The 26,995-nt window shown below is 43.5% G+C and carries 20 protein-coding genes; 10 read left to right on the top strand and 10 right to left on the bottom strand.

The window, feature by feature from the left end:
• Positions 1 to 119: 119 nt before the first annotated feature.
• Together ACE1EF_RS17065 and ACE1EF_RS17060 are read left to right on the top strand one after the other, a co-directional pair.
• Positions 120 to 536, top strand: a complete 417-nt coding sequence (locus ACE1EF_RS17065; RefSeq protein ID WP_375721906.1) for a DUF134 domain-containing protein — start codon at positions 120 to 122, stop codon at positions 534 to 536.
• Between the two features lie 95 nt (positions 537 to 631).
• Entirely contained in the window at positions 632 to 2,155 is a 1,524-nt protein-coding gene (locus ACE1EF_RS17060) for a GDSL-type esterase/lipase family protein (RefSeq protein ID WP_375721905.1), read from the top strand.
• 10 nt (positions 2,156 to 2,165) lie between these two features.
• Here the strand turns inward: ACE1EF_RS17060 and ACE1EF_RS17055 are convergent, their stop codons facing one another.
• Together ACE1EF_RS17055 and ACE1EF_RS17050 are read right to left on the bottom strand one after the other, a co-directional pair.
• Complete coding sequence (locus tag ACE1EF_RS17055) at positions 2,166 to 3,176, bottom strand: radical SAM/SPASM domain-containing protein (protein ID WP_375721904.1); 1,011 nt, start codon at positions 3,174 to 3,176, stop codon at positions 2,166 to 2,168.
• 3 nt (positions 3,177 to 3,179) lie between these two features.
• On the bottom strand, positions 3,180 to 5,282 hold the full coding sequence (locus ACE1EF_RS17050; RefSeq protein WP_375721903.1) for a M3 family metallopeptidase: 2,103 nt from the start codon (positions 5,280 to 5,282) through the stop codon (positions 3,180 to 3,182).
• A gap of 184 nt (positions 5,283 to 5,466) precedes the next feature.
• Between ACE1EF_RS17050 and ACE1EF_RS17045 the strand changes: the two genes are divergently transcribed.
• Complete coding sequence (locus ACE1EF_RS17045; protein ID WP_375721902.1) at positions 5,467 to 6,048, top strand: DUF6992 family protein; 582 nt, start codon at positions 5,467 to 5,469, stop codon at positions 6,046 to 6,048.
• Between the two features lie 99 nt (positions 6,049 to 6,147).
• Here the strand turns inward: ACE1EF_RS17045 and ACE1EF_RS17040 are convergent, their stop codons facing one another.
• The 8 genes from ACE1EF_RS17040 to ACE1EF_RS17005 form a co-directional block, all read right to left on the bottom strand.
• Complete coding sequence (locus tag ACE1EF_RS17040; RefSeq protein ID WP_375721901.1) at positions 6,148 to 7,890, bottom strand: bifunctional metallophosphatase/5'-nucleotidase; 1,743 nt, start codon at positions 7,888 to 7,890, stop codon at positions 6,148 to 6,150.
• Between the two features lie 183 nt (positions 7,891 to 8,073).
• Positions 8,074 to 10,230, bottom strand: coding sequence for a hypothetical protein (locus ACE1EF_RS17035; RefSeq protein WP_375721900.1), 2,157 nt, complete (start codon positions 10,228 to 10,230; stop codon positions 8,074 to 8,076).
• A 147-nt stretch (positions 10,231 to 10,377) separates the two neighbouring features.
• Positions 10,378 to 14,169 carry a DUF4450 domain-containing protein gene (locus tag ACE1EF_RS17030; RefSeq protein WP_375721899.1) on the bottom strand — a complete coding sequence of 1,264 codons (3,792 nt, stop codon included), beginning with the start codon at positions 14,167 to 14,169 and terminating at the stop codon, positions 10,378 to 10,380.
• 4 nt (positions 14,170 to 14,173) lie between these two features.
• A complete protein-coding gene (locus ACE1EF_RS17025; RefSeq protein ID WP_375721898.1) occupies positions 14,174 to 15,262 on the bottom strand; it encodes a glycoside hydrolase family protein in 1,089 nt (362 codons plus the stop codon).
• A 328-nt stretch (positions 15,263 to 15,590) separates the two neighbouring features.
• Entirely contained in the window at positions 15,591 to 16,916 is a 1,326-nt protein-coding gene (locus tag ACE1EF_RS17020) for a DEAD/DEAH box helicase (RefSeq protein WP_375721897.1), read from the bottom strand.
• Positions 16,917 to 16,928: 12 nt separating this feature from the next.
• Positions 16,929 to 18,113, bottom strand: a complete 1,185-nt coding sequence (locus ACE1EF_RS17015) for a class I SAM-dependent rRNA methyltransferase (protein WP_375721896.1) — start codon at positions 18,111 to 18,113, stop codon at positions 16,929 to 16,931.
• Positions 18,097 to 18,693: a 3'-5' exonuclease gene (locus ACE1EF_RS17010; RefSeq protein WP_375721895.1), complete on the bottom strand. Its 597-nt coding sequence runs from the start codon at positions 18,691 to 18,693 to the stop codon at positions 18,097 to 18,099. Before ACE1EF_RS17010 ends, ACE1EF_RS17015 begins: the two co-directional genes overlap by 17 nt.
• A gap of 3 nt (positions 18,694 to 18,696) precedes the next feature.
• Positions 18,697 to 19,326, bottom strand: a complete 630-nt coding sequence (locus ACE1EF_RS17005) for a DUF5063 domain-containing protein (protein WP_375721894.1) — start codon at positions 19,324 to 19,326, stop codon at positions 18,697 to 18,699.
• Positions 19,327 to 19,425: 99 nt separating this feature from the next.
• On the opposite strand from ACE1EF_RS17005, the gene ACE1EF_RS17000 reads away from it, so the two are divergent.
• The 7 genes from ACE1EF_RS17000 (at position 19,426) to ACE1EF_RS16970 (ending at position 26,937) form a co-directional block, all read left to right on the top strand.
• The gene (locus tag ACE1EF_RS17000) at positions 19,426 to 19,752 is read left to right on the top strand and encodes an FtsB family cell division protein (RefSeq protein ID WP_375721893.1); all 327 of its coding nucleotides are present in this window, start codon (positions 19,426 to 19,428) and stop codon (positions 19,750 to 19,752) included.
• Between the two features lie 8 nt (positions 19,753 to 19,760).
• Positions 19,761 to 20,093: a hypothetical protein gene (locus ACE1EF_RS16995; RefSeq protein WP_375721892.1), complete on the top strand. Its 333-nt coding sequence runs from the start codon at positions 19,761 to 19,763 to the stop codon at positions 20,091 to 20,093.
• 96 nt (positions 20,094 to 20,189) lie between these two features.
• Complete coding sequence (gene lpdA, locus ACE1EF_RS16990) at positions 20,190 to 21,557, top strand: dihydrolipoyl dehydrogenase (protein WP_375721891.1); 1,368 nt, start codon at positions 20,190 to 20,192, stop codon at positions 21,555 to 21,557.
• Positions 21,558 to 21,740: 183 nt separating this feature from the next.
• Positions 21,741 to 22,712, top strand: coding sequence for a diacylglycerol/lipid kinase family protein (locus ACE1EF_RS16985; protein ID WP_375721890.1), 972 nt, complete (start codon positions 21,741 to 21,743; stop codon positions 22,710 to 22,712).
• A gap of 35 nt (positions 22,713 to 22,747) precedes the next feature.
• The gene (gene kdsB, locus ACE1EF_RS16980) at positions 22,748 to 23,515 is read left to right on the top strand and encodes a 3-deoxy-manno-octulosonate cytidylyltransferase (RefSeq protein ID WP_375721889.1); all 768 of its coding nucleotides are present in this window, start codon (positions 22,748 to 22,750) and stop codon (positions 23,513 to 23,515) included.
• A gap of 86 nt (positions 23,516 to 23,601) precedes the next feature.
• Entirely contained in the window at positions 23,602 to 25,371 is a 1,770-nt protein-coding gene (locus ACE1EF_RS16975) for a Na+/H+ antiporter NhaC family protein (RefSeq protein ID WP_375721888.1), read from the top strand.
• A 93-nt stretch (positions 25,372 to 25,464) separates the two neighbouring features.
• A complete protein-coding gene (locus ACE1EF_RS16970) occupies positions 25,465 to 26,937 on the top strand; it encodes a family 43 glycosylhydrolase (RefSeq protein ID WP_375721887.1) in 1,473 nt (490 codons plus the stop codon).
• Positions 26,938 to 26,995: the final 58 nt, after the last annotated feature.

Genomic DNA, 26,995 nt, shown 5'->3' with positions numbered 1-26,995 from the left:
CCTTATGAAGGGGATTTTACGGGTTTAAAAAACATATTGTTTGACATACTTTTAAAAAAGTCTACACAAAAAGCTCCATTATGAGCATATTCTCATTAAATTTGTACTAAACTCAAAATATGCCAAGGAAAAGACGCTTACGAAACATAACAGCACCTCCAGGGTTCAGAGGATATAAACCCTATGGATGTACGAGACCTAACGATTCTGTAAATTTAAATTATGAAGAGTATGAAGCCTTAAAACTGGCTGATTATGACCTGATGAATCATGAGGAAGCTGCTCTTAAGATGGATGTCTCCAGAGCTACATTCGCCCGGATTTACGAAAGTGCCAGAAGGAAAATAGCAGACGCCCTTGTAAATGTAAAGGAGATCAGAACCGTTTTCGGGAATGCCAACCTTAATAACAACTGGTACAGCTGCAAGGAATGCTTTACCCGCTTTACTGTTCCGGAAACCCTGGCTGAACACAACTGTCCGGTTTGCAAGTCGGATCAGGTACTTAAAATCAATAAGGAAAACTTTTCAAAATGACCTCCATGAAGACACAAGAATCAAGACACAGGACACAAGACAATCGTTGTACGAATGTTTTTCATTATTTAAACCCGTTTCTAATATTCATTTTAATGCTGTTCGTATCGTGTAACAGAACTTATAAACCAACGGATACGGAATTGGTTTTTGCAGAACAGCCCAATATTAATATCGATGGTCAGTTTGATGACTGGGACCAGGCGGAACACGTTCGCATTTTTTCTGATGAGTATGGCAACATACCCAACCCGAAAGATTTAAAAGTCCAAATGAGTGCTGCATGGGCAGGAGAAGGCATTTACCTGTACTTTGAAATTAATGATGACATAAACTACATCCATCCTGACTCGTGTTGCAGGAGTGATGCGGTTGACATTTTTATCTCACCCGAAAAAGGGAAAGATGATATTGTACAGTATTCCATTCCACTGACTTTTTACCCCAATGGTGACGCGATTATTTATGTAACGGATCACCGGAAGAAATGTTATCTGCGTTCGGTTGGACCTTCTCAAAAAGCGATGGGTCATACCGAAAACGGCACAACCAAACTGGAGGTCTATATCGCTACCGAAGCCATTGGAAATAAGCCGCAGGTTGGCTCAACGCTCTCTTTACAGATTTATGTAAATGATCCGGATATGAAAAACGATCCCGACATGAACAGTCTAAAACTATATGCCGGAAATTTCAGTAACGAGACATCATTTACCCATTATCCGGTCAGGCTGGGCAAAGCAGAATCAAAACTGTATGAAACAACCAGTAAAGCTACCGTTACTGATGATAAGGATATTACCCTTGCCATTACTGGCTTTACAGGAAGAGGCAAACTTGCAATCTACAAAGGGGATCAGCTTGTCAAGGAGCTGTCTATAGAAAACAACGATGCCGATAAAGCTGTTGAAATTGATCCCGGATCCGGATTTGATGTAATGAACGACACTTTATCTGTCATTCTTAACGGCCAGACCATCGGTTTTCATAATCTGATTGTGTCACCAAGAAAATATGTCCATATTCCGGCTCCTCGGTTCTATGAATCGTTTAATATATTCCATTTAAAGGACAGGATCAGTTTTCCGGAACCTGACGGAGCTCTGTTTATAGGCAGTTCCAGTATGCGGATGTGGGGATCGGTTCATGAGGATTTTCCGGAATTGAATGTGATTCACCGCGGATTTGGCGGATCCAACTCCAAAGATGTGCTTCTGCACATGAATGATATTGTTCTGCCCTATAATCCGGCGATGATCGTTTATTACGAAGGTGATAACGACATTGTTGACAAGTTTCCACTGGATACCATTATCCGCAATATGGAACAGTTTATCAGCGAAGTACAAGCGAACAGGGCAGATACCAGAATATACTTTTTGTCACCCAAACCATCCATAGCGCGTATGGCTTACTGGGATCAATACAAGGAGCTGCATCAAAAAATGAAGGACATGGTAAAGACACACAACGATGTGTATTATGTGGATATCTCCACCCCAATGTTCAATGCTGACGGGACTTTAAAGAAAGATATCTTCTGCAAGGATAACCTGCATATGGTACATAAGGGCTATATTATCTGGAAACACACCTTACGTGAAGCACTGGGACTTTAACTACAGCATATTAACCCTTTAAAGGACAGTTCCGGCATATGGATAAATACTCTCCCTCCGCTACCCTTTGCCGGAATTGTCTCATTTTATGGCCTTGCCAAATCTGATCTGTACTTCCATCCTGAATTTTCCCTGGTGAGAATAATGCGTTTTTATCCATGCAACACAGCGCTGTTTCACCCCCTGAACATACCACCATGCTGGTCCACATTTTTTTACATCCCGATGCGGCACTGTTTTTAATCCTTGAGTTATCGCTGCTACTGTATCGTGCATACCTGCTTTCCTGCGGCATCCAGTTTTTGGCTCTCTCTGCATCGTAAAACTGGGCTGTTTTAAGGACGAACCGGTCTGCTCCCCAATTATATACTTTTTTTCGGGCTTCCTGAATTTCATGCTCATTGAACCGGAATACGATGAACTGAACCTCAATTAGCGGAAACACACTCTTATACTTTTTTCTGGCTTCCACAAGATTGGCAATGCCATCAAGCACATGCTGCAGTTTTCCCCGTACCCTGTACTTCGCATACGTTTCCTGGGTGAACCCGTCCATGGAAACCACAATTTTCTTCAATCCGTTTTTAACCAGTTGTTCTGCTTTTTCAGGTGTCAGGTTTTGGGCATTGGTAGATATGATTGAATAGATGCCGGCATCCGATGTTTCTGCAATGATCTTAAAAAGATCCGGATTCAGCAGAGGTTCACCCTGAAAATACAGATTGGCTACAATAGCATGGGCCTTTGTCTGCGCTATCACCCCGGAGGCATCCCCGGCTGACATCCAGGATGTGGCCCTTTTCAAACCGTTCATCCCCGTGACACATTCCGGACAGGACAGATTACAGCTATTTGTTGTTTCCAGTGTTAAATAGGCCGGTTTGCCACGGTGCAAATTTCGTTTCAGCAGTTTTGAAAGGCTATGTGATCCATACAAAAGAAAAAGGTTCGAAAGCCTCTTCGCAGTCAAACTGCCAAGCAAAGCCCGAACCTCTTTATGATATCCTTTCAGTAACGACATGTATCAGGATGCGCTTTTCAGACCACTGCGCATCAACAGTGCATCGATCGAAGGTTCCTGGCCACGAAACCGTTTGTAGAGTACCATTGCGTTTTCAGTACCCCCTTTTTCCAGAATATTTCTTCTGAATGATGTGGCCACATCCTTATTGAATATTCCTTTTTCACGGAACAGTGAAAATGCATCGGCATCCAGCACCTCTGCCCATTTATAACCGTAATATCCGGCAGCATAACCACCTGCGAATAAATGGCCAAACTGTGTACTCATACACACACCGTCTATTTCAGGAAACAGACGTGTCGGTGCCCAGGCTTGTTCCTCGAACTCTTTCACATTGCCGTCATAAGGCTGTTTCAATGTATGCCAGGCCATATCAAGCAAACCAAAACTCAGCTGACGAACGGATTGATAACCGGCATTAAAGTTCCGTGAATCCACGATCTTCTGAACCAGTTCAGCAGGAATGGGCTCACCTGTTTTATAATGAACCGCAAACTTGTCGAGGAACTGTTTTTCGGGTCCCCAGTTCTCCATAATCTGGGACGGTAGTTCCACAAAATCCTGGAAGACATTGGTTCCGGAAAGTCCGGGATAAGTAGTGGCGGCAAACATACCGTGCAAAGAATGGCCAAATTCATGCAGAAAGGTCTCCACTTCGTCATACGTCAGAAGCGAAGGAGCATCTTCAGTGCTTGGTGTAAAGTTCATCACAATGGTAATATGCGGTCTGCTGTCTTTTCCGTCTTTTTTCCACTGTCCTTTAAAATCGTTCATCCAGGCACCGCCTCTCTTTCCCTTTCTGGGATGGAAATCGGCATACAACACGGCAAGAAAGGAACCATCCTGATCGTATACCTCATACGGAATGACTTCAGGATTGTACACCTGAATATCCCTGTTTTCTTTAAATGTGATGCCATACAGATCAGTTGCCAGGCCAAATACACCACTGATCACATTTTCAAGCTTGAAATAGGGCTTCAGCATTTCATCATCCAGATCGAACTTTTCGCTTTTCAGTTCTTCAGAATAATACGACCAGTCCCAGGGCATCAGTTCTCCCTTAAATCCCAGCGCTTTAGCTTTGGCAGTCACTTCTGCTTTTTCTTTTTCAGCAGCAGGCAAGGATGCAGCAAGAAGCTTGTTCAACAAATCATAAACATTATCCGGATTTTCTGCCATGCGGCGTACCAGCACATAATCGGCATAGGTATCATAACCCAGAAGATGGGCTCGTTCAAGGCGTAACCGGGTCAGCCGTTTAACAATAGCTTCATTGTTATTTTCATTGTCCTGAAAACCTTTTTGTCCGTAGGCCATGTACAGCTCGTGGCGTAGATCACGGTTATCTGCATATTTCATCATGCTCACATATACCGGCATGGTAATATCCACCAGCCAACCCTCCTTGCCTTCTTTTTTAGCCTTGGAAGCCAGAATCGATTTCATACCTTCAGGTATACCTTTCAGTTCTTCCTCGTTGGTGACCAGTTTTGTCCAGGCGTTGGTTTCAGCCAGTACATGATTATTGAAATCCAGTGAAAGTTTTGACAACTCCTCGTTTATGGCCCGCAGCTTTGTTTTATCTGCGTCATCCAGATTCGCACCGTTACGGGCAAAACCGGAGTAGGTATCTTCCAGCAATTTCGTTTGTTCCGTGGTCAGTCCCAGCTCATTCCGCTTATCATACACAGCCTTCACACGTCCGAATAATGCATCGTCCAGCGTGATATCGTTATGATACGCTGTCATTTTAGGCGACAGGATCTGAGCTATTTCCTGCAATGTGTCCGATGTTTCAGAACTCAACAGGTTATAGAACACACCCGATGTTCTTGACAACAAGCTCCCGGCATAATCCAATGCCGCAATGGTATTCTCAAACGTCGGTTCTTCTGCATTGTTTTTTATGGCATCAATTTCTTCACGCCCCTGTTTAAAAGCCTCCTCAAAGGCGGGCATAAAATCTTCATTCTTAATCTCATTAAACGGTGCAGTTTGATGAGGGGTCTTAAATTCTTTAACTAATAATGGATTCATCTCTTTTTCTTTACAAGACCATACTGCCAAAACCAGCAGTAGTAATAGTGTTTGCTTTTTCATGTTGGTGATTGTTGTGTTCAATCACAAATATACATAACAGAATGCATGCGATTTCGTTTAATGTTATTTTTTTTGATTTTTCATCCTGTCATGATTATTCCGACCTACCCTTTGTATATTAGTTCAATATAATCCGGTTGTTCAACCATTAACACATCCTCCTTGTTATTAAAAATAAAATCGTATGCGGAAACACCTGATCATAGTATTACTGGCATTAAGCCTGCCCATTCTGGCCCAGGATTATCCTGACCTGTATGCTAAATCGTTGAATATAAACCAGACCGGCATGTATGTATTGGGAGGCTGGGCATTGGCCAACATAGCCACCGGGGCCTATGGCTGGAGTAAATATGATGGCAATCAAAAATACTTTCACCAGATGAACCTCTTCTGGAATACGGTCAATCTGACCATTGCCGGCATCGGGCTTTACAGTGCGATCCATACAGATCCTTCTCTGATGGATGCAAAAAGCATTCTATCAGCACAACAAAAAACTGAAAATACGTTTCTGATCAATGCGGGTCTTGATGTACTCTACATGGCAGGTGGCTATTATATGACTCATCTTTCGCAGAAAAAGGAAAAATACAGGGATCTGCTGAATGGTTACGGAAAGTCGGTAATGCTTCAGGGCGCATTTTTGTTTGTGTTCGATCTTGTTATGTATGGCATTCAGCACCACCATGGCAATTCATTTGGCGGTGCATTATCACAGGTAGCTTTGTCTCCGAATGCTTTAACGTTACGGTTTGTGTTTTAGTTATTCTCCTTTGAAAAAGGAGATCCCGATGTTCATCGGGAGAGGATTTATAATTAATTTTTTAGACCTTGGTCAATCAGATATAGTACAATAGTTCTTTTAATTAAATTCAATTTTATACCTTTCCGGTACATCCGGAATGCCGTTGCCATCTAAATCTTTAAATGATCCGGCATATTCTATCAGACTTTTCCACACTTTGATTTCCTGAACTCCCGGTTTTATTTTATCGCCATCAATTATGGTTGCATTAATATCCACAACAGGCATACCGTCTTCCATTTTGGGAATTACTTTGAGTAATCCAAAGCTTTTCTTTTTAATCAGCGAAAGATTCCGCATCATGTAGGTATCCGCCGTTACCGCATATAATTTCTTATTCTTTTTTGAAAGATCAATTGCTTTAAATATTCCGTTTTGATCCGGCATTTTTATGGCAGCAATCTTCTTAAAGAACCCTCCATCCTCATTCCTGACGATCTCCATTCCACTTGCATGAATAAAATAGGTGGGATCATTCTTTGCCATCATCTCCAGCATTTCCAGTACCGTTTTAATTTCGTGTGCCGTAAAATACATGCGGGATAAGGCATAGCCCGGAACCTTGTCATTCCCTTCTCCCAGCGATGCCACACTGAAAATCTGCGGCAGGGCATAGCTGCCCGGCTCGAGTCCCGAGCGAATCATCCCCTGGGCAATGAGTGAAATATCGGTTCCTGTCGCGTCTTTTTGATTCACATTATATTGAATAGCATCGGCAATCAGCGGCGCAATATTGCTTTTGGCTGGTTCTTCATCCATATACTGCAATGGGAAAGCTGTTTCCAGTATCTTTTTGTTGTAATCGATACCGACGTATTTTTGCAAGGTATCCTTCAGATGCTGAAACTGTATCTCAATCTTTACTTCCACTGTACCGTTCTCAGGTCTTTCACCAGTCACCGGAATCAGTTCATATTTTAGTTCTGACGGATTGTTCTTTACAAGCGTTAGCTTGCCGATATTCTCACCATAAGCTCCGGTTTGCACGATGGGTGTCCCGTTATATATCAATGGCTGATCCAAACGCGTATGGGTGTGTCCGCTGATAATGGCATCAATGCCGTCGGTTTTCGAGGCCAGCTCAATATCTTCTGACATATCCCACTCCCCTTTTTCATTTTTATAAACACCACTATGCGATAGACAGATGATAAAATCCACCTGGTGCTCCTCCTTCAGAGTTTTAATGATCTTTTTGGCAGTCTTAATCCGGTTCTCCAGCTTGTAGGCATAAAGGTTGGGCGTGTAGTCGTAGGCAATATCTCCCAGAATGCCAAAAAATCCGACTTTTACGCCATCCTTTTCCACTATGGTATATGGGGCTACAATGGAATCCCTGTAAAGTCCGGCGAGACCTTCATCATTTTTATTTTCTGCATAATCTATATTGGCAAGTACTAAAGGCGGACAACCTATGGCACTGGCTTTCCTTGCATAATCGACAAAGGGTTTAACACCAAAATCAAATTCATGATTCCCGATACTAACGGCATCGTAACCCATTGTTTTCATCAGGTTCAACTGAAAACCCGATTCCATCTCAATCATCTGAAACAGCGTTCCCATAAGGAAATCACCGGCATCGGCTACAAAAACCGGGTGATCTGTTTTATGCTTTTCTTTCTCAATCACTGCGGAAAGCTGTGCAAAGCCACCCGTTAATGTTCCGTCGGGTGATTTTTCTTCCAGAATATGCGCATGCATATCGTTAGTATGCAAAATGGTAATGGTCTGAGAAAAAAGAGGGAAACATATCAGACTGAACAGCACAATTATTGTGCATAGGTACCTGAATTTCATAAACTATATCAATTTAAACCAAACACTAAAGTAAGTGATTTCTGTTTCTCTGGTATTTCAAATCGTTTAAATAGATTATAAAAATTATAACCATTCGATCTGAAAAAATCCCCTGTCCCGATCTGAATCGGTACACCCCCTTTTGAAAAAGGGGGACTTTTCAAACAACCAAAATGCTCCTAGCTAAAACACCGGTTGCAATCCTTCCCATTTCACGTTCCAGTCTTTGGGGAATCCCGGATTATTTGTTGTACTCCCCTCATAACCCGCACACATCATGGCAACAGCTGTGAGCAGTCCGCCATTACCCGGCAGATAAATGCGCAGACGTGTACCCTGATAATTATGTCCATTGGGCAGATAGGTATTTTTCAGCACATCTTTCATCAGCAGATCAATGGCTTTGTCTGGTTTTCCAAGGCGTGTAGCACTCATGGCTGCCATCGGGTAATCCCAGCCCCAGGTTCTGTCCCAGTTCCAGTGTTCCTCTATATAATCAAACGTATTTGCCATTACCGAAGTATCCACACCAACTGTATTCGGCAGGATACCAAACGCGCCCAATACCATCGGATGATCCGAGTAGTGTTCCTCGTTGGTATATGAATCCGGCGCACTTTCAGCCGCCAGGTATAGTCCATCCTTCCGGGCGAAAGTCGGCAGGCCTTCGATCACTTTCTGCCATTCCGGATTCGGTTCTTTACCCATTCGTTCCTTCCATTGTTGTGCAATACTAAGGCCCCAGTACCAGTAACCCAGTTCAAAAGGCGGATTCACAGTCACCTCGCGTTGCAGGCTTTCCTGAGCCGGGATCAACGGAGGACCCAGATAATAGCGGTCATTTTCAGCATCGTAACGCGCAAAGTCAGCCATAAAATCTGCGGTGGCAAAAACGACTTTGGCATATTTCTCCAGGGTGGCCTGATCAGGATGTGCACGATAGCACAACTCTGCATAATAGATGATGTGCGGCTCCTGCCAGATCAGAAATTCGCCCACACCGGACGGACTGTCATCGCCCTGATGATCGGTCATTTTGGGCCAGCGTACACCGGCATACCCCTGGATCTCTGCCTTGGTTTTAGCTTTATCATAGATGTGATTATAATAATCCAGACTTTTTTCCAACAGATCGGTCCGATTCCAGTAAGCCCAGTGCACACCATGCCACCAGTGCATTTCCAGATGCGGTTTACCATACCAGCTGTTAAACGTCAGTCCCGTTTCCTGCGGTGGAAAATCCGAAGCACATTGCAGGCGTGTAAGATATTGCGACAACACAATGCGACGTTCCAGTTCTGCAGCACGTGTATCTTTGGTTCCTGAAAAATCCACGACACCAGTGGTTGTCCAGTAATTTCCCCACATGCCAGCTGATGCCGATTCCACATCGGTGTATGCCACGGCTGTTTCAAAATTGTTGTGAGCATTGAATTCAACAGTAGCTTCAAACGTTGTATTCTCAGCATCCGGCATCAAAACAAAATAATGTGCCTTTTTCTTATTCAGGTCTGCTTTACCGGTCCATACAAGCCTTGCAAAATATACCGTAGTATCAATGGTATGTTTAAAAATCACACTGTTTTCGTCCTCAGATACGATCTCAGATTTATGTTTATCATCGTGTCCGAAGTCGCAGGCATCATCCACATGACCACCTGTCGGATAGGGGAAAATTACTTTTATACCGGTTTCACCCTTCACAATTTTATTGGTTTCCAGACGAATTCCAATCAGGTCCTTTTCAGGGTGACAAACGGTTTGAACCATAATATTTTCACCGTTCACATCGAATGAACTGGAGATCAGACCTGACCACATATCCAGTTTCTGGTCAATATTCTTCAGCGTTTCAATCTGAACCGGTGATTTATCGTCGTTGAGTAATTCAAGACCGACAATACCCAGATGCAGGCGGTGTGGATTTTCGCGCAGATAATTCGCTGCGTCCCTTTTTCTTCCGGGTTCACGCCACTGTACCGCATACGGAATCTCCCGTCCTTCCACATCGTAATATTTGTAGGTATCGCTCAGTTTGTAATCACCGGTATTCGGGAAGCTGTGCCAGCCCCACTCCGACATGGTCCCCAGGCAAACACCTTTTTCATATACCTCAGGAAAAGTCTGAAGTCCGGTAACATCTACGGTATAGGCAAAACTGCCATTCCCGACGGAAAGTGATGCCAGTGTATCGACAGCGGTCAGTTCCACATTATGGCGGGTGACCAATACTTTGCGGTCAATTTTTGAAGCCGTTTGTTCTTTTGTGCCACACGAAGAAACCAGTACGGCCATAACCAGCAGCACCAGCATCAGGATTGAATTGGATTTTAAGGTCATATTATTGTGTTTTTAATTTCAAACTTCCCGCAGTCCCGATAGCTATCAGGATCGCTGATTATTCAATTGTTTTTAAATTATTATTTTCCATTATAATTACGATTCTACAAACGTTGTATTATCTGTGCAATCAGCGGGAATAACTTTTTATTTCACCCGCTGTAATGTTGCCGCCATCAGTCCGATCACCACATCGGTGGTATTGGTCATAAGGGTCAGCGACTTCAGCTCCTTATCCGGATTTAACGGCAGATCCAGAAGCGTGGCCGCACCACCTTCAATCTTATTGGTGCCGTTCTTTCTCAGCACATCATAGGTATCCATATGCCATTCGCCGCTTTTCAGATAAAGACGCGGAGGACGTGGCGTGTGCACCTCAAAGGCATAGCCATCTTCATAATAATCCTGCTCGATGGGCCACCAGTTTTCAGGACTTTTCAGCGGCAACACGACATTTGAACCATCGGCATATTCCACCCGAACCCGGCCATTCATCATGTTCACCTGCATGTGATGCATTGATCCGGCCATCAGCAAATAGATATGCGATGCCTTTCCGGACAAATCAACCTGTGCTGAATCCGGATAATTATCCCATTGCGATGTAAAGAGGATATTTTCACCCTCTTCAGATGAAATGGCAAAGGGGATGCCCTCCGGTGAAGTGATTTCGCCCTGTGCACCGGCTTTTTCACGAATTCCAGCATCATCAATCTCTTCTGTCTCGCGGTAGGAACACCAGTCGCCTATGCCCTGAACCGGTATGCTCAGTGTTGGATACGGTGAGCGTGGATGGTAATACTGCTCCTTAAAAATGCTCGTTACCCTGTCATTAAATGCCTTGTCCAGTGAAACAGTTTCAAATTCTGCTCCGGGTGCCTTTTTTATATTCCAGTTGATGACTTCTTCCGCTGTAGCACTTTCTCCGGATGTCACCAATATGATATTTGTTCCGGGAACCAGGTATTCAACGGGGACAGATTGCAACGGGGTTTCCTGACGGGGCTGCAATGTCAGTTCCTGTCTGAATGAGCCAATACTGTAAAACCCTTCAAATTCGTTTTCAGAATTATTCCGGATTCTAAACTCAATTTTATCTTTCGGCTGTGCTTTGTCATAGACAATATCAACCGGAGCCCGAAGTTCAAAGGTCAGGGGCTGCCACCAGGTCATATCGCCCTGACTGAGCCTGACAAACATAGTCCGCCAGCCTTTTTCACCGCCCAGTTTTAATGCAACACCATCTTTCGATCTGTTGATTTCCCGTAATATCTTCTGCGGGTCGTTGTAATCTTTTACAGTCCACTCCTCAGAGTTTAAGCGAAGATGATCGCCAAGCGCATAAACCGGTAAAATTTCAGGTTCATTTATGGGTTTTCCGGACCATTCCACGTTAATATTAAATTCTGTAGCCTCCGGTGTTTCAATGCGTATTTCGGGTGATCCGATGGCATCCTCGTCAACCTTATAATCAACAGGGGCTCCGTTCAACGTCACTGATTTCACCTGATCAGATGAAGCTCGTAGTTTTAATAGCAGCTTCACTTTCTTCGGAAAATGAGATACAATGGTATAACTGTCTGTTTTCCCGTTCCGGCTGTAATCAATTTTTATATCCGGTGTTTCCAGTCTGGCATAATTCCAGTCTTCCGGCCATCCGGGATTAACGGTAAGTTTCCCGTTCAGCATATCCGGTTCAACACCGAAGAGCCCTTCCACCAACGCACGTGATGCCATGCCAATAGGATCGGCAAAATCGCGGTAGAGTTCACCCCTGAAGGCATCGTAATAAGACAGCTGTCCGAAATTTCCAGGACTTGCTCCCATGAACATGTAATCGAGGAATGAACTTTTGGTCAGTTCGAAAGCCTTGTCCGAACGTCCTGACTGCCAGTAAGCAAGAGCAGTATGCAGCACCTCAGCCAAAGCTACGTTATTAATGGACCAGGTATACGGCATCCAGTTGGTGGTTGAAATGGTATAGTATTTTCCGGACTCCAGACCTACTGCTTCTACCGGAATATGCGGAATATAATGGTCTATATAGTCGGTTGACTGCCAGGCCTGAAATGGATCAGCCAGACCTTCATCCACTGCATGGTACACGGTCCAGACAGCGGCATCCGGATGGACCAGCTGATTACCCAGAAGATCTTTATATTCAGCAAAGCGGCCTAAATCAGACAGCCAGAGCTTTTCGCTGACAGCCTTTTTTATTTTTTCGGCTTCCGCAGCATAGGGTGCAGGATCTTTCCCAATCAGTGGTGCCAGTTGAGCTGCTATTTTGTTGGCGCGGTAGTTATATGCCGAAGAATGCGTGACATCACCACCACGGTATTGCAGGGCATCGCTGGCCCAGATACAGGCGTATGCATTGTAAAGTCCATCGTCATCCGGATCAAAACACCGCTTTTCCCATGCCAGATGACGTTCCAGTACCGGCCAGCTCTCACGCAGAAAATCCAGATCACCGGTCCAGTTAAAATGCGATAACAATTGTGATATAAACACCAGGTTCATGTCGTAGTGGTGCGGTTTATTAATACCTCCGGGTCTTCTGCTGATATACCCACTGGTAAACAACGCGGTCCCCACCTCCTCTTTCTGGCGTGCCAGGTGTGTTTTCGGGTCCGGCACACTTGGTCCGGATGGAGGTTCTGTATACTGTGACTTAAAATAGCCGCGAAAATGCGTTTCCGCCCTGTCGTGCCAGCCCAGCCAATCTGCAGCATATGCACCACGCCAGCCGTTTAGCGGCATGCGCCAGGCTATCGCGCCATGCATGAATGATTTCCCATCCCATACGGCATCGGCAGCTGTTGCCAGTGTGGCTCCAACAGCATTAATGTACGGATCCGGCGTTTCAATCTTTATTCGGTCCTCCAGTGCCTTTCTCGATAGATCGGCTTGAGTAAACAGTTCCGGCAGCTCATTATAATCCGGTCGGATCCTGGTATCAGGATTCACCAGGAGGAAGAAGTTTTCCTCGTCTCTGTTAAGTTTCAGTATACCTGAGATTGCAGGCAGATCTGATTTTCCGGACCTGTAAAAATCCAGTGGATTATCCTGTGACCCAGCATCACCAATCTTTATTTCCGATTGAACCGGAACAAGTCCAAAAATCCGCTTCTTCTGAAGCAGTTCAGGATGTTTCAGTTCCTCCGGGGAGGGTTTATAGTCGCTTACCTGATTATCCGAGGGTGTTCTGCCTGAGGCATAATAGAGATTGAAGCTGTTATCTTTCGTAAAGTACTCATCACCTTTACAATATTCCGGTTTCAGATAAAAACTTGATTCCGGATCAGCACCCAGATCACCGTCTCTTGAGAACCGTTTACCGCTGGCCCCACCAAATGCCCAGAAGAGGTCCACATCGCCCGGAACCTTTTCTCCCGAAACCTTTAGTATCATGCCATCGGCATCTTCCAGAGCCAGTACCTGGATATGGATCGTTCCGCCTTTTAAAAGCGGATCCCCAATGGCATAGGTCATTGTTCCTGCTTCATACCGGGCCTTTATGGATTCAGCCGCGATAAGCCATTTCGACGTTTCCCCTGCTATCAGACCAAATTTCAGGTTTCCTCCCATGCGGGGCATGTACATGGCAAATTCCGGCAGATCACCGGCTTCAACACGAAAACCGGTATTGGATCCGTAAAGTGCCCTGTTAAACCGGTGAGTGCCGTTATGGATTACAAAACCGTTCCCATCCGGCTGGTAGCGCAGCTCCCTGGTCTGATTGTGCCATTTACCTGAAGGTTTTGCTTCCTGCTCAACAGAAGCACAGGAGGCAAATAAAAAAATCAAAATGACACTGATGGAATATTTCATCACTTTCTTAATAAAATCCTCCGATTCCGACTTATCAGTCGGAACCACCTCCTTTTGAAGGAGGACAAACGTTCTCAGAGAACGTATATAATGATACAACTTTTTCACAATATTATTTTATTTTGAACACAAAGCCACTGGATGTCTGATATTTCCCACCCTGAGATGTTGTAAAAAGATATTTTGGTAAGCCGTTTTTCATGAGCAGCTGTGGCCTTTCGAACCGCCCATAACGACTTAAATGTTTGGGGGCCGGAGGTTGGTTGATATAATGAGCGGCTTCGTAATATGCCACTTCCGGATCGTTCCAGTGAAGACCATCGGATGATTCAAAGATCAGGCCATAGTCGTGGTTAAAAAAGCCCATATCCCGTGCAATAAGTTTGAAAGTATTTTTTTCGTACCACACAAATGCATCTTCCAGCTGCTCATTATTTCCCCTTGATGAAAAATCAATCACCGGATTACCCTCAAACTTTTTGTAGGGCCCTTCAATATTTTTAGCGATAGCCAGTCCGTACTTCCGGTTTCCCCGGATTCGTTTACCTTTGGCAGCTTCATATTCTTCGGTATTCCACGATTTATAATACAGCCAGTATTCTCCGTTCGGATGAACTAAAAGCGCAGGGTTTGTGGTACAGTGATCATCCCATGCACCCTCCTGTCCGGCCTCCAGAAGTGGTTCATCCGTTCTTTTCCACGGACCATTCAGTGAATCTGCAACAGCCAGCCCAATGCGTTTGGTATTGGTCTTACCATTGGAGTTCCCCATATAAAACAAATAATATTTCCCGTTGACATGCTGTATGTGCGGATTATGGCAGGTTGTCGCATCAAAATAACCCGCTCTTGATGACAAAACGGTTTCCACATATCTGAATACCGATTCCGGTGAATCGGCGATGGCATGTGCGATTTCACTTTTATGAATCCAGCCGCCCATTCCGTATTTGTCCGGCCAGCGGGAATAAAACACATGCACTTTTCCGTCCTCACCATAAATCGGTGCATTACACCATACGTAATACCCTTCTTCTTCCAGTATACGGCCTACAGGTTTCAGATGCTGACTGAAATCAGAGGCCCTGGCTTCCAATCCTGTAAAGTCATTATCCGACCAACCATATAATGCATTCCGAAAACCGGCAATCATTCCGGGAATTAAAATGGCGCCTTTTATGAAGGTTCTTCTGGTAGTCATAATTTAATGCCCTAAAAATAGCAAAAACGCAAGAGAAAGAAAACGTTTTCCGGAAGACATTAAGAGGAATACTTGCATTGCAGCAAATATTTTTCGAAATTGGATTTATAGGTCAATGTGCTGTTGCCCTTACAGGGCGCTTTATCCGTTCCGGCTGGCAACACAGGATGGCATCCTGTGTTACAGCAGTACGTCCTTCGGACTTTTTTACATTTGATATCCCGCATTGGAAAAATTTCGCCAACGGCGTAACAACACTAACCCCGGCCACTACCTTATAATTTAATAAAGATGAGAATCTTTCGTTCTGGGCGGACTTCTTTTTTTACTAGTCTTTTTTCCCGTGATCGGGTTTGTGATGTTTGCCCTGTTGTTTTCTGTCGCCATGGCGGGCATTGGGGTGGGTATTTTTATTATCTTTTTTATGAAAATGTTTTTTCCCCTTATTCCCTGATTTATTGAATTTTTTACGGTAATTTCTGTTTCCTCCGCCTCCACGTCTTCCCGGATTATATTCCGGTGTTTCACCAAGTTCCGGGGGAACAGGTGCCTTATAAATTTCCCTTTCAATCAACTGTTCTATCCTGGCAAATTTATCCTGATCATGTTCAGTAATAAACGTTATGGCCAGACCGTCTTTCTCTGCTCTTGCCGTACGTCCTATGCGGTGTACATAATCTTCAGGATCGGATGGCACATCATAATTCATCACCAGATCAATGTTCTCAATGTCTATACCACGTGCAAGTATATCGGTAGCAACAAGAATCTGAACCTTTCTGTTTTTGAATTCCCGCAGTATTGCCTCCCGTTCTTTCTGATCCAGATCGGAATGGATAGCCTCAGCATTCATCTTTTTGCGTTTCAGATCCATGGCCATCTCCTTAACAGCCGTTTTGGTACTCGAAAAGATGATGACACTGGTCATTTCCTTATCGCTCAACAAGTGTCGGACTAAGGGGATCTTCTGGTTAGGATAGAGCATATAGGCCACCTGCATTATTTTTTCAGCAGGTTTTGATATAGCGATGCTAACCTCCTTTGGGTCATGCAGAATTGTCTTTGCCAGGTCCCGTATTTTTTTCGGCATGGTGGCAGAGAACATCAATGTCTGTTTCTTTTGAGGCATGTATTTGTGAATCTTCACAATATCATCATAAAACCCCATATCAAGCATCCGGTCTGCTTCGTCCAGTATAAAATGTTCAACCCCGGTAAGGTCGACATACTTCAGGTTAAGATGCTGTATCAGTCGCCCGGGAGTTGCCACGACCACATCCACTCCTGATGTAATGGCTTTGCGCTGCACATCCCAGTTCATGGAGTCGTTTCCACCATAAATAGCAAGCGATGACACATTCAGAAAATACGCAAATCCCTGGATCTGCTGATCAATCTGTATAGCCAGTTCCCGCGTGGGAACTAACACCAGCGCTTTAACTTTATGACCTGTCCGGCTGTTGTGCAGTGCATTCAGAACCGGCAGCATAAAAGCAGCTGTTTTACCTGTACCGGTCTGGGCACAGGCTATCATATCCTGACCTTCCATAATAAAAGGCATGGCCTGTTCCTGAACAGGGGTCATGGTTTCAAAACCCATGGCATCAATACCTTCCAGTACAGAATCGTCAAATTTCAGTTCGTTAAATTTCAAAATTGTTTGTTTTTATTCCACATAAAGTACGAGCCCCTTCAGATACTCGCTTTCGGGATGGTAAATATTCACAGGGTGGTCAGCAGGTTGCTCCAGCTGGTGAAGGATGCGCACAAAGCGGCCGGATTGTGCAGCAGCAGTGAACACTGTTTTACGGAACATATCGCGCGTTACAACCTGGGAACACGAAAAGGTGAAAATAATACCTCCCTTACGGATTTGTTCAAATGCCTTGGCATTCAGTTTTTTGTAGCCCTGCAATGCGTTATGCAATACATTCTTGTGCTTGGCAAAGGCCGGAGGATCCAAAACAATCAGGTCGTATTTATCTTTTATATCTTCAAGGTATTTAAAGGCATCCACTGCGAATGCATCATGCCTTGGATCATTCGGAAAATTCAGCTCCACATTTTCTTTGGTCAGATCAATGGCACGTGCGGAGCTGTCTACGGAATGAACCAGACCGGCACCACCACGCATGGCATAAAATGAGAAACCACCGGTATAGCAAAACATATTCAGTACATCGCGGCCTTTGGAATAGTTTTCAAGAAGTTTCCTGTTTTCGCGCTGATCCACAAAAAAACCCGTTTTTTGCCCCTTCAACCAGTCAACCTTAAACTTCAGGCCATATTCAAGTGCGATATCTTCTTCACTGTCACCAAGCAAAAAGCTGTTGTTAGGATCGGCTCCTGCCATAAAAGGAAGCGTATTTTCTGATTTATCATATACCGCTTTCAGATTATCACCCATAAGCTCCTTCAGCATGGCTGCCAGCTTTTCCCTGATCAGCCACATCCCAAGCGAATGCGACTGCATTACAGCGATACCATTATACATATCTATAATCAGGCCGGAGAGGCCATCACCTTCGGCATGAACCAGACGGTAAGTGTTATTTGTATCAGATATGAGTCCGAGCGATCTGCGCAATTCCCATGCTTGCTTCAGTTTATTGAACCAAAACTGATCATCCGGTTCTTTTTGTGTAAACGACAGAATACGCACCATAATGGAACCGGGCTGGTAATGCCCCATCCCCAGAAACTCATCCTTATTGTCGTAAACATGCACCACATCACCTTCTTTTACCTCACCAATAATTTTTTTAATGGCACCGGAGAAAATCCAGGGATGATATCGTCTTACAGACTGGTCCTTACCTGATTTAAGAATGACTTTAGCGTAATTCCTCATATTTTTCAGTACTGATGAGTTCTTTGTAAATTTCGAGACAGATCCATGCATCGGTCGCAGCATACCGTTGCTGAGCCTCAGTAAGCGTTGTACTTTCCCAGTTGGTTAGCCGCTGTTTTTTTGATATCCTTTTATTCAGAACGATACCCGTGATTTTCTTCAGACTGCGGTCATCAATTCCATACTCCGCCACTTTTTCCTGAAGATCGATAAAACCTTTGGGTTTAATATCGGCCAGTCGTCTCAGGCCACGGATGTCATCCCGTAGAGAAAGGCCAATTTTTGTGATATGCTCATCCTCCATCAGTTGACGAAGCTCATCAGTCAGACCGGTCATGTTCAGTCTGAAAAGATAGCACGTGTTATGCGTAGAAAGCTGTATGAGACTCACATCATTAATCACACCTTTTTTAAAGGATGGCTTGGTTTCAGAATCGAAACCGATAATATTGTGCCGCTGCAAATGTTCCAGTGCCTGTTTTATCTGGTAGTTATCATCAACCACTACAACATTTCCTTCGAAACCACACAACGGCAGACTGCTCAATTCTTCCTTAGTAATACTTTCAGGATAAGTCATCTGTTATATATCCTCCTCTTCATTTCTCCACTCATCCTGCCTTCTTGCGACAAAACTTTTGCTGACATCAGTTCGTTTGTAAAAATCATCTTCTTCCTCTATCGATTCTATTCTTTCTTCACTGTATTTCAGGTTGTGGAGCGCTCTGAGAACATTGACCAGTTTTTGTCCCCAGTATTCTCTGAAACTATCAACAACTTCAGCCAGTGCGTCGTTCATTATTTCTGTTGATCCGATCTGATAAAGAGATATGAAATCCTTAATGTCCTGGTAAATATCGGCAACATCTTCTGAAATTTTTACTCTAACCGGCGCATCACTGTATTTGATCTCGGGATGAAAAACCTCCAGGTAAATATCACTTTTCCCTAACAGGTATTCCACAAAGTCCCGAATGGCAAGATAGTCCTCTTCAGTGACAATGCGTTCCAGGGGATCATCAAATTCACGCTCGGCTTCAGGAAGCAGCGTCCCCTTCAGATACAGCAAAGGAAGTATTTTTACTGCATTACCAACAAACTCCTCTGCCGATTGTGTAGAGGCTTGTTCTATGAACAGACAAAACTGGTTTGCTACAGTAACGAACTCTACAACATCCCTGGAATATACTATGTGATCAAAAACATCATCCATTGGTGCGTTGTTGAAAAATTTTCACAAAAGTAGGAAAAATTGTTTATAAGTTCCGGTCGTTATATTATGGTAATGCATACGGTTTAAAATAAATTTGTCATGAGAGATGAAATAATTACCATGAGTGTAAAAGATTTCTTTATACGCATTTTCCCTTTTGTAAAGAATAAGTTTGTTCTTACAACGGCTTTCTTTATTGTCTGGATTGTATTTTTTGACCAGTACAATCTTGTCAGCAGGGTTAAAAATAACCAGAAACTGAATCAACTCGAAAAAGAAAAGCAACATTACAAGAATGAAATTGATGAAAACACCCGAATGTTGAACGAGTTGAAGGGAGATAAAGAAACACTGGAAAAATTTGCCAGGGAACAATATCTGATGAAAAAGAAAAATGAGGATATTTACCTTGTCATTGAAGATTAATTTGGCGTATGAACAAACAAAAGCTCAACAACAATCTCTTTTATTTTTCAACTCTATTAGTTTTAGCAGGCATTTTATTAAAGATATCAAACTACCAGACGGCAAGCTATGCCTATCTTGCAGGTGCCTGTTTATTTACCTTATCGCGGGTCTTCAATTTTATTCTGAACCGGACAAAGGTACGCGGACGTTTGTTACAGATTCAGATTTTCAGCGGCATGTCGCTGATTTTTTCTGCCGCATTAATGTACCGTGGCAGTAACAGTTGGAGTGTTTTTGTATTACTGACTGCACTCCTTGAGCTCTATGTCAGTTTCAGGGGAGGTGAATTTTCGAAATAATTACAAGTTTTATTTCAGGTAATTCATACATGCAATAGCATACATTTTATTGAACAATACATTTGTGGTTCTGTTTTTAAGATAAAAAAATTTTATATGTACGACTTAGCAATTATCGGTGGCGGCCCGGCCGGTTACGATGCCGCTGAAAGAGCAGGCGAGAAAGGCCTTAAGGTTATCCTTTTTGAAAAACGTGAATTGGGTGGTGTATGTCTGAATGAAGGATGTATACCTACAAAAACAATGTTATACAGTGCAAAACTTTATCACAAGGCCCTTGATGGTGCCAAATATGGTATTGATCATGGCGAGGTAAGCTTCAATTATGGCACGCTTTATAAAAGAAAGCAAAAGATTGTTAAGAAACTTGTCGGAGGTGTTGGGCACAAAATGAAATCCAACAAAGTTGAGGTGGTAAAAGCATTTGCCAATATAAAAGGTAAAAACGGCGATGGTTTTAACATTGAATCCGATGGCAAGGAGTACCAGGCTAAGAATATTATGGTCAGCACCGGTTCAGAAGCTTTTATTCCTCCGATAAAAGGTATCGACGGCGTGTCGGATGTTATTCTGACGAACCGTGAAATACTGGAGCTTCAGGAACGGCCTGAATCTTTGGTGATCATTGGTGGTGGAGTTATCGGAATGGAATTTGGTTGTTTCTTTAATACCATCGGAACCAAAGTGACCGTCATCGAGATGCTTCCTAAAATCCTGGGACCAATGGATGGAGAACTAAGCAGCATGCTGCAGAAGGAATATGAAAAGAATGGCATTGCATTCCACCTTGAAAGTAAAGTGACCGAAGTTAAGGGCAACGAGGTGACATTTACAGATAAAGACGGAAAAGAGCAGAAGGTATCAGCCGATAAAATCCTGCTTTCTGTCGGACGAAAAGCCAATGTTCAGGGCTTTGGTCTGGAAAACCTCGGCGTAGAGGTTGAACGGGGAGGAATAAAGGTAGACAATAAAATGCGTACCAATGTACCGGGCGTATTTGCAGCGGGCGATGTAACCGGTTTTTCACAGCTGGCTCACACGGCATACAGAGAAGGTGAAGTCGTTGTTAACAACCTTACGGGAAGGGAAGATGTAATGCGCTACAACGCAATTCCTGCCGTAGTATATACCGATCCTGAAATTTCTGCGGTTGGTTTAACGGAAGACGAAGCTAAAAAGAAAGACATAGAGTATGACGTAAAAAAACTTCCTATGACATATGCCGGTCGTTTCATGGTTGAAAACGAAAATTTCAACGGATTATGTAAGGTATTGGTAGGAAAAAAATACGGCGAAGTTCTGGGCGTTCATATGATTGGTAATCCAAGTTCCGAAATGATTTACGGTGCCTGCATGGCCATTGAAACAGAACTGACATTAAAAGAGCTGGAAGAAGTTATTTTTCCGCATCCAACTGTTTCAGAGATTTTCAGAGAGACTGTTTTTGCATTCGGACACAAATAATCAGTTGTGAATGTACAATTAGGAGTTAAGAATTAGAGAGAATAAATATCTCAGATATATTGGAACGGATCGCATTTGCGGTCCGTTTTTTTATGCGTATTATAAACGGTATTCACAACGGATAGCAAAATAATTCATCATACTCCATTTCTAATTCATAATTAAATTCTATTTTTAGGGCTTATGTCAGCCCCATTAAACAGCAAATGGTTTGTCATTCTAAATCCGCATGCCGGTGCCCGTCGTGGCGAGAAGGATAAAGAAAAGATATTGAACCTTCTTAAAAGGTACAATTTTGATTTTGAATATGCGGAATCCAACTATCGGGGTCACACCATTGAACTCACCCGGAATGCCGTTTCATCCGGACAGAAACAATTTATTATTATTGGAGGTGACGGGTCGCTCAACGAAGCACTCAACGGCATAATGAGTGTAAAAAAAGAGGGCGTAAATGATGTCTGCATCGCGATGATCCCTGTTGGAACCGGAAATGACTGGATCCGGACTTTTGACATTCCCAATGATTATAAAAAATCTGTTGAAGTGATCCGACAGGCAAATCTTGTGCATCAGGATGTGGGTATGGTGACCTGGGGATCAAACGGGACGACAGAAAAACGCTTTTTTGCCAACATGGCTGGTTTCGGATTCGATGCTGTAGTGGCAGATAAGGTAAACTCCATGAAAGATAAAGGCTGGTCAGGAAAATGGCTTTATCTGTGGAGCCTGGCTTTCAGTTACCTGAAATATAAAACCTGTATGATGCGCTTCGAAGTAGATGGTCAGCGTTTTAACGAAACCATATTTACAGTGAGCATAGGCATTGGGAAGTTCAATGGCGGTGGAATGATGCAGGCTCCGGATGCTGTGCCGGATAACGGCGAGTTTACTATGACGATGATACGGAAAATCGGCATTTGGGGAATACTGAAAAATCTTCGGGGCTTATATAATGGATCCTTTCTGAAAGACCCTCATGTTCTGACAACCTCCGGCCGTGAAGTTCGTATTGAATCGAGGTGCCTGATTCCCGGAGAGGTTGACGGCGAGCAGCTTGGCAAATCAAATTTTTCCATTGCACTTATACCTAAGGGAATCAGTGTGTATTGCGGCAGCGACAAATACCTGAAGCAAAAATTGAAAACTCACTAATTCTGCGTATTTTTGAAATAATAATCCAGTTTACCATGAATATTCTCATCGTCATACCATCGCGTTATGCTTCCACCCGTTTCCCGGGTAAACCCTTGGCACTTATCGCAGGGAAACCTATGGTACAGCGGGTTTACGAGAAAGCTACCGAGTCTGGCTTCCCGGCAGTTGTAGCAACTGACGACATGCGGATATTTGAAGCCGTGGAGGATTTTGGAGGTCGTGTGGTAATGACTTCGGAACGCCACAAAAGTGGTACGGACCGGTGTCAGGAAGCAGTGCATAAATATATGCAACGTGAAGGCGAGGTGGTGGACGTGGTAATTAATCTTCAGGGAGACGAACCCTTTATAGAAGAAGAACAGATTCTTACACTGGCCGGCTTTTTCAAAGACCCTGACTGTGAAATTGCCACGCTGGCAAAACCATTCAATGTGGATGAAGGATATGAGGTGTTGTTCGATCCCAATAAGGTGAAACTTGTTCGTGGTAAAAATGGGAATGCGCTCTACTTCAGTCGTTCTGTTGTGCCTTACCAAAGAGGCTTAGACCGGAAAGAGTGGCTTTATAATCACACTTACTATCTGCATATCGGGATGTATGCTTACCGGACAGATATACTGGAGAAAATCACGCAACTCAAACAAACGCCTCTTGAAATTGCAGAATCACTGGAGCAATTAAGATGGCTGGAGCATGGGTTTAATATAAAAACAGGCATTACCCACCACCAAAGCATGGGCATTGATACACCTGAAGACCTCGAAAAAGTGAATAATCAACCTGATGTGCGTTTATTATGAGGATGCTTTCAGCGGTCTTTTTCTGTCTTTTCTTTTCTTTCTCAGTTTTCTCGGGCACTGTTGTTAAAATCCAAAAACCATGGCCGGTGATTGAAGGCATACCGGCAACTGTAAAAGTAGTATTGTCGGACGATTCACTGGATGGTTCATCACTCATACTTCGGGTCAATGAAAATGAGGAAATATGGAAAGTTGAAGGTAATATAGCCAAAGGTGATGTTGTTTTCAGTAAAGGGGAAAATGTCACACTTTACATAAAGGCACAAACCTTTACAGTAGATGTTAACCCTGTACCTTTATGGCTCTCTGTGATACCTCCGTTAATCGCCATTTTGCTGGCACTGTTATTCAAAGAAGTGTATGTTTCCCTTTTCTTCGGAATATTTTCGGGCGCCTTCATTATTAATTATTATTCTGACATGTCCGTCTGGACCGGATTAAGACGTGGATTGTTTTCTACAGCCGACACCTATTTTGTGGAAGCACTCAAAGATAGTGGTCATGTATCTATCATTGTATTTTCGATGCTTATAGGTGGCATGGTCAGTATTATCCATAAAAACGGAGGCATGCAGGGACTGGTGGATCGCCTGGCAAAATATGCCCGTAGCCCACGTTCCGGACAACTGATTACCTGGTTTCTTGGCGTGTTTATATTTTTCGATGACTATGCCAATACACTGGTAGTTGGAAATACCATGCGACCGGTCACAGACCGTCTTAAGATATCCCGGGAAAAACTGGCTTATATTGTAGATTCCACAGCGGCCCCAATAGCAAGCATCGCATTTGTTACCACGTGGATCGGCGCAGAACTGAGCTATATAAAGGAAGGCCTGGTTCAGGTTGGCATTGAGCAAAGTGCCTACAGCATATTCCTCAGTTCATTAAAGTATTCTTTTTATCCTGTATTCACCGTAATTTTTGTACTGATGATCATTCTGATGCGCCGTGATTTCGGGGTGATGCATCTGTATGAAGAGCTGGCCAGAAAGGAGTCAAGAAAAGACAAACTGAAAGATGATCACATCGCATCAACCCACTGGATCAACGGTATTATTCCTGTTTTGGTGATTATTATTGGTACCATAGCAGGACTCATTATTACCGGGTTTGATGTGGAAATATGGCATAGTGATATGTCTCTTTTTAAACGGATTGCTGAGATAATTGGTGAAGCTGATTCCTTTGTGGCGCTTTTGTGGTCTTCATTGGCGGGTGTAATCGTTGCAGTACTGCTTTCCGTTGGGCAGCGCATCCTGACCCTTCAGAAAACAATGGATGCACTGCTGGATGGATTTAAAAGTATGTTACCGGCAGTAACCGTATTGGTCCTGGCATGGTCACTGGCCGAAATAACAACACAGCTGCATACGGCCACATTTATTTCACATGTGTTGATAAACTTTAAAATGGCCCCGTGGCTAATGCCGGCGATCACATTTGTGATGAGTGCACTGGTGGCTTTTTCCACCGGATCATCCTGGGGAACAATGGCTATATTATATCCGCTAATTCTGCCTGCCACATGGCTGATTTGTCATAACGACGGGCTAAACCCGGCCGACACCATGGCCATTTTTACAAATGTTGTATCTGTTGTCCTTGCCGGATCTGTTATGGGAGACCATTGCTCTCCTATTTCAGATACAACCATAATGAGTTCGCTGGCAAGCGGCTGTAATCACATCAATCATGTTAAATCACAAATGCCCTATGCCCTGACTGTCGGGTTGATTGCAATTTTATTCGGAACAATACCTTCGGCAATAGGAATACCGGTTTTACCGTTAATGATAGCAGGGATTATTATCATCTATTTTACCATTAAATTACTCGGGAAGAGAATAGTTTAATACTGGTTCCGGGCACTGATTAGTGTTAAGATTATTACGATTATCCCTTTAAAAAGTTATATTTGTTAGCGGGGAACAATAAATGATGATGCGATGAAGAGGATACGGCTAATTTTACTTCTTTTTATTTTTACTGTCCCACTGGTTCAGTCACAAAAGATCTGGCATATATTCGGTGGTGATCATGCAGATCCGACCATCATTCGGGTCGATAAGGATTATTACATGACATTTTGCTCATACAACTACGTTCCGGGATTACAGATTTATCATTCAAAAAATCTTAAAGACTGGACTATGATAGGCTATGCCCTGAAGAAGTATATCGGGGATATCTGGTCACCCGAACTGGTATATCTGGATCAAAAGTATTACATCTATTTCCCTGCTAACGGCACCAACTATGTGGTTACAGCTGACAAGCCAGAAGGCCCCTGGAGCGATCCTGTAGATTTGAAAACCAACGGTATTGATCCGGGCCATATCATCACACCCGAAGGAGACAGGTATTTGTATTTTAACAATGGCTGGGTTACGAAACTTACCCCGGACGGACTGGCTACCGTAGGTAAGAAAACCAAGGTTTACGATGGATGGCCAATCCCAAATGACTGGATCATTGAATGTTTTTGTCTGGAATCTCCAAAACTTATTTTTAAGGATGGTCTTTATTTTATGACCTCTGCTCAGGGAGGAACTGCAGGTCCGTCGACCAGTCATATGGTGGTCTCTGCCAGATCGGAGAATGTACTGGGTCCCTGGGAAAACAGTGCATATAATCCGGTACTTCGAAGCTGGTCACCTAATGAAGAATGGTGGTCCAAAGGTCACGGAACCATTTTTGATGATCCTAAAGGCAACTGGTATATCGTATATCATGCTTACCGGCATAATGAAATAAACAGGGGACGACAAGTATTGATTGAACCCATAAAATGGACCAGTGACGGTTGGTTCAGGTTAAAACGGAAACCTACAGAAGAGCCTTCAACTGTTGACTATCAGAATATTAAACTTGTTAACGATTCCTTTAATACAGTGGTATTAAAGCCACAATGGCAATTTGCAGGGATCAAAGACCTTGGAGAGATTGTTGTGGTTGACGGCGAATTAAATATAGGTTCAGTAAAAAATAAGGTTAAAGCGATGGTTGCAAACACCCCTGATGTGAATTTTGATGCGACCATTAAACTGACCACTGATTCAGATAATGATTCCCTCGAATATGGTTTTGTACTCTATTATGATGATAAAAACTATACCGGTATTGGCATGAACGGAGACAACATGTATGCACTGGACTGGGGAGAAAAGGGCAAGGGACCGGATCTGAACAAGGAGGGTTACACTTTTTTCAGGTTGATCCGGAGAATGAACGATCTGCAGATGGCCTTCAGCAAGGATGGTGAATCATGGCTTTATTATCCAACCAGCCGGGAAGTTTCGGGTTACCAGCATAACGTAGTTCACGGTTTTAAAAACCTTAAAGTGGGCGTTTTCTGCAAGGGTGAAGGGGTGTTGAAAATTGATGATTTTAGCTACCAGGGTTATATTCTGAAACAATAAGGATATTCTTGTCTGTTGTATGTAGAGTTCCGGGCTGAAAGCCCAGTTTAATTCGCCT

Source organism: Quyinboa sediminis (assembly GCF_042219855.1).
Lineage (GTDB): Bacteria > Bacteroidota > Bacteroidia > Bacteroidales > UBA5342 > JBHJHP01.
Note: the sequence above shows the minus strand (reverse complement) of the source record. Positions and strands in the feature narration are given on the sequence as shown.